Annotated in this window: 8 protein-coding genes; all 8 read left to right on the forward strand. The window is 65.4% G+C overall.

Going from position 1 to position 7,428, the window contains the following annotated elements:
- Window positions 1–402: PKD domain-containing protein (locus AC062T_RS03685; protein WP_476027501.1), on the forward strand; the 402-nt coding region annotated here is incomplete at its 5' end.
- Between the two features lie 39 nt (window positions 403–441).
- A complete protein-coding gene (locus tag AC062T_RS03690) occupies window positions 442–1,599 on the forward strand; it encodes a MalY/PatB family protein (RefSeq protein WP_476027503.1) in 1,158 nt (385 codons plus the stop codon).
- Window positions 1,592–2,377 carry an enoyl-CoA hydratase/isomerase family protein gene (locus tag AC062T_RS03695; protein WP_476027505.1) on the forward strand — a complete coding sequence of 262 codons (786 nt, stop codon included), beginning with the start codon at window positions 1,592–1,594 and terminating at the stop codon, window positions 2,375–2,377. Before AC062T_RS03690 ends, AC062T_RS03695 begins: the two co-directional genes overlap by 8 nt.
- 113 nt (window positions 2,378–2,490) lie before the next feature.
- Entirely contained in the window at window positions 2,491–3,090 is a 600-nt protein-coding gene (locus AC062T_RS03700) for a biotin transporter BioY (RefSeq protein ID WP_476027507.1), read from the forward strand.
- Between the two features lie 135 nt (window positions 3,091–3,225).
- A complete protein-coding gene (locus tag AC062T_RS03705) occupies window positions 3,226–4,863 on the forward strand; it encodes an ABC transporter substrate-binding protein (RefSeq protein WP_476027509.1) in 1,638 nt (545 codons plus the stop codon).
- 15 nt (window positions 4,864–4,878) lie between these two features.
- Window positions 4,879–5,814, forward strand: a complete 936-nt coding sequence (locus tag AC062T_RS03710; RefSeq protein WP_476027511.1) for an ABC transporter permease — start codon at window positions 4,879–4,881, stop codon at window positions 5,812–5,814.
- A 10-nt stretch (window positions 5,815–5,824) separates the two neighbouring features.
- Window positions 5,825–6,688, forward strand: coding sequence for an ABC transporter permease (locus tag AC062T_RS03715; RefSeq protein ID WP_476027513.1), 864 nt, complete (start codon window positions 5,825–5,827; stop codon window positions 6,686–6,688).
- The coding region (locus AC062T_RS03720; RefSeq protein ID WP_476027515.1) for an ATP-binding cassette domain-containing protein at window positions 6,685–7,428 on the forward strand (744 nt) is incomplete at its 3' end. The genes AC062T_RS03715 and AC062T_RS03720, both read left to right, overlap by 4 nt.

A 7,428-nucleotide genomic window follows, 5' to 3' on the forward strand; every position in this document is an offset into this window, starting at 1 on the left:
GCAAACTTCTACGCGGAGATCGAACCCCACACCATCGAGGGCACCCTGCTGGGCAGGCCCGCCGTTGCTCGATTCACACCGGCCTCCTATCGATGGAACTTCGGCGACGGCCACAGCCTGTCCACCCGTGGCAAGGGTTCCCCGTGGAAGACGCAGTCACTCACGGAGTTCTCCGACACCGCTACGAGCCACACCTTCGACCGACCTGGCGATTACAACGTCACCCTCACCGTCAATTACGCGATCGAGTACTACTACGAAGAAAACGCCGATGACGGCTGGGAAGAGTTCATTGGTTACCTGCCCATTGCATCCGAACCCATCCCGATGCACGTCGCATCCGTTAAGACCGTGCTCGTGAGCAAGACCTGCCTGCAAAACCCCACCGGCCCCGGCTGCTAACCCTCCCGCAAACCCCCGGCGCAGTGCGATGCTGTGGGCATGCCTGTTCATGCAGAATCACTGGACGCTCTCCGCCGTCGCACCAGCGTCAAATGGCGCGCGTACCCCGACGATGTCCTCCCCCTTTTCGTCGCAGAAATGGACTTTCCGCTCGCCCAGCCCATTGGCGACGCAATACGGAATGCCGTCGATCGCTCCGACACCGGGTATTCAAGCGGAGGCCCGGAGTTGCCTCACGCTTTCAGCTCTTTCGCCGAGAAGCGGTGGGGCTGGGCGGTTAACCCCGACCACGTGCGCTCCACCGCCGACGTGAGCATGGGAATCCTCGAGGTTCTGCGCCGGGTCACCCAGCCCGGCGACAGCGTCGTGGTCACCCCACCCGTTTATCCACCGTTCTACGCACTCATCGATGAAGCACGCACCTCTGTCGTTCGAGTTCCCCTGCTCGACGACGGAGCATCCATCGCGCTCGACCTTGACGGCATCGATGCGGCCTTCGCCGCGGGGGCCACAGCGATGGTGCTGTGCAACCCGCATAATCCGCTGGGCTACCCGCACACTCCCGCGGACCTTATTGCGCTGGCCGAGATCGCAGAGCGGCACGGCGCCACCATCATCAGCGACGAAATACATGCGCCCCTCACCCACAGCGACGGGCACTTCACCCCCTTCCTCACCGTGAGCGACGCCGCCCGCGAGCACGGCGTTTCGATCACCTCGGCGAGCAAAGCCTGGAACCTTGCCGGGCTCAAGTGCGCACTCATGATCACGGCGGCACCCAGGATGCATGCCGTGATTGACGGAATGCACGACGAGGTCTTCTGGCGCACCAGCCATCTTGGAGTGCAGGCATCGATCGCAGCGTTCCGTGAGGGCGAAACCTGGCTCGACGATGTGATCTCGAACCTCGAGGCCAATCGGCGACTACTTGGTGATCTGCTCGCCGAAAACATCCCCGGGTCTCGTTATCGCCAACCGGTCGCAGGATATTTGGCCTGGATCAATCTGCGCGCTGCGGGGTGGGGCGACGATCCGGCGGCCGGAATTCTCGAGCGGGCCAAGGTTGCGCTCACCTCCGGCCCCGATTTTGGTCGCGAGGGCACAGGATTCGCCCGTCTGAACTTCGGATGTTCGCCAGAAGTGCTAACGGAGGCCATCGAGAGGATCCGCGCCGCTAGGCTCAGCGACCATGACTGACACGACAACGCCGTCGCCCGCGATTGTGCTCACCGTCACCGACGGAATCGCCAGGGTGACCCTGAACCGCCCGTCTCGCCTGAACGCCATCGATCAGGAATCAGCCGAGCGCTGGCGCGATGCCGCCCACGAGATCGCCCGTCGCGACGACGTTGTCGCTGTGATCTTCGACGCGGCCGGCTCAGCCTTCTGCGCCGGTGGCGACATCCATGCCATGAGCGGCAACGGCTCCTACGACGGCGCGGCTATTGCCGCGCTCGCCGACGTGATCCACGAGGGACACCGAGTGTTCCGTGAGATGCCCAAGCCCATCGTGGCCGCCGTTCAGGGTGCAGTTGCCGGGGGCGGCCTCGGGTTCATGCTCGTGGCCGACTACATCGTGGCGGCCGATTCTGCTTTCTTCGCCAGCCGGTATTCCGCAATCGGGCTCACGCCCGACTGCGGCGTGAGCACCCTTCTACCCGAAGCGGTGGGCATGCGGCGCGCCCTCGAACTCACCCTCAGCAGCCGCAGACTCTCCGCCGCCGAGGCGCTCGACTGGGGGCTCGTGACCGAGGTCGTTGCCCCAGAAGAGCTCGCCTCCCGCGTCGACGCGGTCGCCCTGAGCTGGAGTTCGGGCGCGGCAGGGGCCTTCGGCCAGGCCAAGCGGCTCATGCGAGCGAGCACCCAGCGCAGCTACCAGGAGAACCTCGATGATGAAGCCCGCACCATCGGCGCATCCATCGAAACCCCCGACGCCACTCGCCTGATCGCCGCTTTCACCGCGCCCCGCTCGTAGAGAGACATCCACAACGTTTCTGCCGGGGTTCTGTAGACAACGCTGCGTGGCGAATTGTGAGCCATGCGTAGTATTGGCACAGATTCCCGCCCAACACGGAAAGGAGAGTCGCGATGTCGACCCTCACCCTGCACCTCGGCCGCCCGACGCTCGCAGACCGTTTCTTCGCCCGCAGCATCGCGACCGACATCGTGCTGGTCTCGGCTGGCGCCGCTGTCACAGCGGTGGCCTCGCAGCTCTACATTCCCATCCAGCCCGTGCCGATCACGCTGCAGACCCTGGCCGTGATTCTGGTCGGAAGCACCCTGGGCGCCACGCGCGGCGCGCTGTCGATGGTGCTCTACCTTGCGGTAGGCATGCTCGGAATGCCCGTGTTTAGCGAGGGCGCATCCGGCACCTCGGTAGTGTTCGGCGCAACAGGCGGCTACATCGTCGGCTTCATTTTCGCGGCGGCCCTCACGGGGTGGCTCGCGCAGCGGGACTGGGACAAGAAGTTCCTCGGCGCCGCAGTCTCTATGGCGGCGGGCACCATCATGACGTTTGCCGTGGGTCTCCCCTGGCTCGCCGTCTCTCTCAACGCCTCGCTCGCGCAGACTCTTGAGTGGGGCCTCTACCCCTTTATCATCGGCGGAATCGTCAAGTCGGCTATTGCCGCTGGCTTGCTCCCCCTCACCTGGAAGTTCGCCGACCGACTGGCCTCACGCCGCGACTAACGCGGGCGCAGCGCCCCCGAATCCGGGCGATTCGACATGTCGGAGCGCAGGACTATGATTAATGGACCGAGTGCAACTAATGCATTCGGTCCATTTTTCATCGCCCGTTAGTTCGCACCCACAGCTGAGGTCAGAATGATTCGCGCCGCCCGCTCTCTTTCCATCGGCGGCGTCGCCGTCGCCTCCTTCGCTCTGCTCGTGGGATGCTCGGCACCCGGCGCAACCTCCACCGATCCCGTCAGCGGGGGAACCCTCGTATACGCATCGGGCGATGCCGAGCCGAGTTGCCTCGACCCGCATGTTGGCGGCAACTTTCCTCAGGCTCTGCTGGCGACGCAGTACATCGAGTCACTCGTCTCCAAGAACGCCGAGGGCGAGATCCTGCCCTGGCTGGCCAGCGACTGGACCGCAAGCGCCGACGGCCTCTCGTGGGAGTTCACGATTCGCGACGACGTCGCCTTCACTGATGGCACCCCACTCGATGCGGCGGCCGTTGCCGCGAACATCGCCCACCTGCAAGACCCCGCAACCGCGTCGTCGACCGGATACCTCGCTGTGGCCAAGATCGCATCGATGGATGCCGATGGCCAGAAACTCACGCTGAGTCTCTCGTCGCCAGACAGCGCACTGCTCGACTCGTTCTCGCAGCCCTGGGTGGGCATCCAGTCCCCCACAGCGCTCAAGCGCAGTCAGGAGGAGAACTGCGCGTCTCCCGTGGGCACCGGACCTTTTGTGGTCACCGAGTGGAAGCGTCAAGACTCGGTCACGCTTAAGCGCAATGAGGCCTACACGACGCCCCCGCAGGACGCCGAGCACGACGGAGTGGCCTATCTCGACGCCATCGACTGGCGGTTCATCCCCGACTCCGCAACGCGGTATTCCGCCCTCCAGTCGGGGCAGGTCGATGTGATCGACAACGCTCAGCCCGACTCGATCGCCGCAGCAGAAGGCGAATCCAACCTCAAGGTCATCTCAGCCCCTCGCCCCGGCGCCTCTAATCGCATCGAACTCAACTCGGGCAAGGCGCCGTTCGACGACGAGCGGGTTCGCGAGGCGTTCATTCGGGCCGCGTCGGTCAACGACGGCATTTCGAGCCTCTTCTTCGGAACCGCCGACCGCTCCTATTCGGTGCTCTCGAGCGTAGAAGCGACATCCATTGAAGCGCCGGAGTACTTTGACATCGATGCGGATGCCGCTGGCGAGCTTCTTGATGAGGCCGGCTGGGCGCAGCGCGATGCGGAGGGTTACCGGGTCCGCGGCGGCGAGCGACTGACCCTCACCTTCCCCGTGAGCACAAACCAATCGATCCCCGCTGAGCAGTCACTCTTCGAGCAGATCCAGGCTGCGGTCAAGCCTGTCGGGTTCGAGGTCGTGCTTGAGCCGCTCGACCTTTCGAGCTGGTACGGCGTGCTCTTTGCCAACGACTACAACCTGGTCAGTGCGCCGTATACCAAGGTGGGCCCCGACGTGCTGCGCATCCTGTACCACTCCGATTCGATCGTTCCTGCGCCCAGCGGCTATTACGCAAACCTCGCGCAGCTGAGCGATCCGGCCCTCGACGCGCTGCTTGCTGAGGCCAGTGCGACTCAGGACGCAGAGCAGCGCGCCTCGCTGTATCAGCAGGCGCAGGAGATCATTCTGAGCGGCTACTACGTGCTGCCCCTCTACGACCAGCAGAACCACTTTCTCCACTCGACGGCCGTTTCGGGCATGCGGGCTCTCCCCACCGTGTCGGCACCCACGTTCTACGACGCGTGGGTGAATCGCGCATGATCACCGGCTAGCGGCATGAGTGTTCTGCGGTGGGGCGCGGCCAAGATCGCTGGCGGTGTGTTCGTGCTCTGGGCTATCGCAACCGCCATATTCTTTGCGCTCCGGCTCATCCCCGGCAGCCCGGAGCAGGCGCTTCTCGGGGGCCCCGGCTCGCAGGCATCAGAAGAGGCACTCGCCCTGGTGCGCGCCGAACATGGGCTGGACCAACCGCTCATGGCCCAGTACGTGATGATGCTCGGCAGGCTCGTCACGGGCGACCTGGGAACCTCATACTCGCTCAAGTCGAGCGTGGTCTCCCTCATCGCGGAGCAGTTCTGGGGCACCCTCCTGCTTACCGTTCTCTCGCTCGTGGCAGCGTGGATAATCGCCCTGGTGCTGGCACTCTGGTCGACGCGGGGTGGGCGAATCGCCAGGGGCATCGCCTCGGGCCTTGAGATAGCGGCATCCGCTGTCCCGCATTTTTGGCTCGCATCGCTGTTCATCCTCGTCTTCAGCAACGCTCTGGGGTGGTTGCCCCCGGTGAGCGTTCCCGGCCCACTGGGTCTGGTGCTGCCGGTTCTGACTCTGGCCATCCCCCTTGCCGGGTTTCTCGGTCAGGTGATGAGGGAGTCGATGCTCGATGCGCTCGAATCTCCCTTTGTTCTCTCGGCGAGGGCGAGAGGAGAAGGCGAGACCGGGATCCGGCTTCGCCATGCGATTCGGCACGCTGCCCTGCCTGCGATATCGCTCTCCGGCTGGGCATTCGGGTCGCTCTTGAGCGGGGCGGTCGTGGTCGAGACGGTGTTCGCTCGGCCGGGCCTCGGCCGCAGCCTAATGAACGCCGTCACGGCGAGGGACATCCCCATGGTCACCGGAATCGCCCTCGTCTCCGCGCTCGCGTTCGTGGTGGTCACGATTGCTACGGACGCCCTGGATCGTGTTGCCGACCCGCGACTTCGGGCGCGCACATGAGGGGGGCAGCATGACGGGCGCACTCAGCACCGTGACCGTACGCGGCAACTCTCGGGCACGCCCGGGGGCTCGGATCACGCTGGGTGAGGCGCTGAGTGGCGGCATCCTGGCGCTCCTGCTCGTCGCCGCCATCGCACCGCAGCTGCTCGCGCCCGGCGACCCGCTCGCGGTTCATCCGCTCGAGTCGTTTCGCCCGCCCTCGTGGGGTCACCTCTTCGGCACGGACGAGTCGGGCCGCGACATCTTTACCCGGGTAGTGCACGGCGCGCGGCCGTCGCTTCTCATCGGCCTCGCCGCGACGGCTATCGGCGTCGGGCTCGCGCTCATCCTCGGCACGCTGGGGGCCCTCAGCAATCGGGTTGTCGACTTTGCCACGACCCGCATTGTCGAAGTGCTCTTTGCGCTGCCCGGGCTGCTGCTGGCACTGGTTTTCATCGCCATTGCTGGCCCCGGCATCCTCACAACAACGATCGCGGTGGGGCTATCGACAGCGCCCGGGTATGCCCGCATTATCAGGGGTCGCATCCTGGCCGTTCGTGAATCGGAATACATCGATGCCGCCGTCGTTCTCGGGCGTTCCCCGTGGTTCATTACGTCCAGACACATCATCCCCAACGCCCTGGCCCCCGTGTTCGTCTTGGCCACTCTCGGCGTTGGGCAGGCGATCGTCTGGGCATCATCGCTCAGCTATCTGGGGCTCGGGGCGGTGCCACCAGCAGCGGAGTGGGGTGCAATGCTCTCGGCCGGGCGCACCTATATGTCGGTCGCATGGTGGATGACGGTGTTCCCCGGGCTGGCGATCGTGGCAACCGCCGCCGCCGCGACGACTCTCGGGCGCAGCATTCAGGCGCGCACCAGGCAGGGGCAGCAATGACGGCGGATGCGGTGCTCACGATTGAGAATCTGCGAGTGCGGTTCGGTTCGGCCGAGGTGGTGCGTGGCATCTCGTTGTCGGTGGCGGCGGGCGAGTGTGTCGCGATCGTGGGGGAATCGGGCTCCGGCAAGAGCGTGACGGCCCGCGCGCTGCTCGGGCTGGTGGGGGCCGGCTCCACGGTCACCGCCGACGCGATGCGTCTATCGACAGACTCGGGGGTGCGCGATCTGCTGCGGGTGCGTCCCCGGGCTTGGCGGCGCATCCGCGGGGGCGAGGTGGGTCTTGTGCTGCAGGATGCCCTGGTATCTCTCGACCCGCTACGACCAGTAGGTCGCGAGATCGACGACGTGCTCCGGCTGCACACGAGCCTTTCTCCGCGTGAGCGCCGATCTCGGGTGCGAGAGATCCTGGCCTCTGTCGGCATGCCCGACCCTGACGAGCGGGCGAGGCAGCGTTCTGGTGAGCTTTCTGGTGGCCTGCGCCAGCGCGCCCTGATTGCCAGCGCGATACCCGCCGCTCCCCCGTTGCTCATCGCCGACGAGCCGACCACGGCGCTCGACGTAACGATCCAGGCTCAGATTCTCGATCTGCTCGCTGACCTTCGTCGCGGTGGAACCGGGCTGCTCCTCATCAGCCACGATCTCGCCGTTGTTCGCAGCGTTGCCGACCGCGTCGCCGTGATGCACGACGGTGTCATTGTGGAACAGGGGCCGACCGATGAGGTGCTCTCCTCCCCGCAG

The sequence above is a fragment of the Homoserinimonas sp. genome, assembly GCF_056262345.1.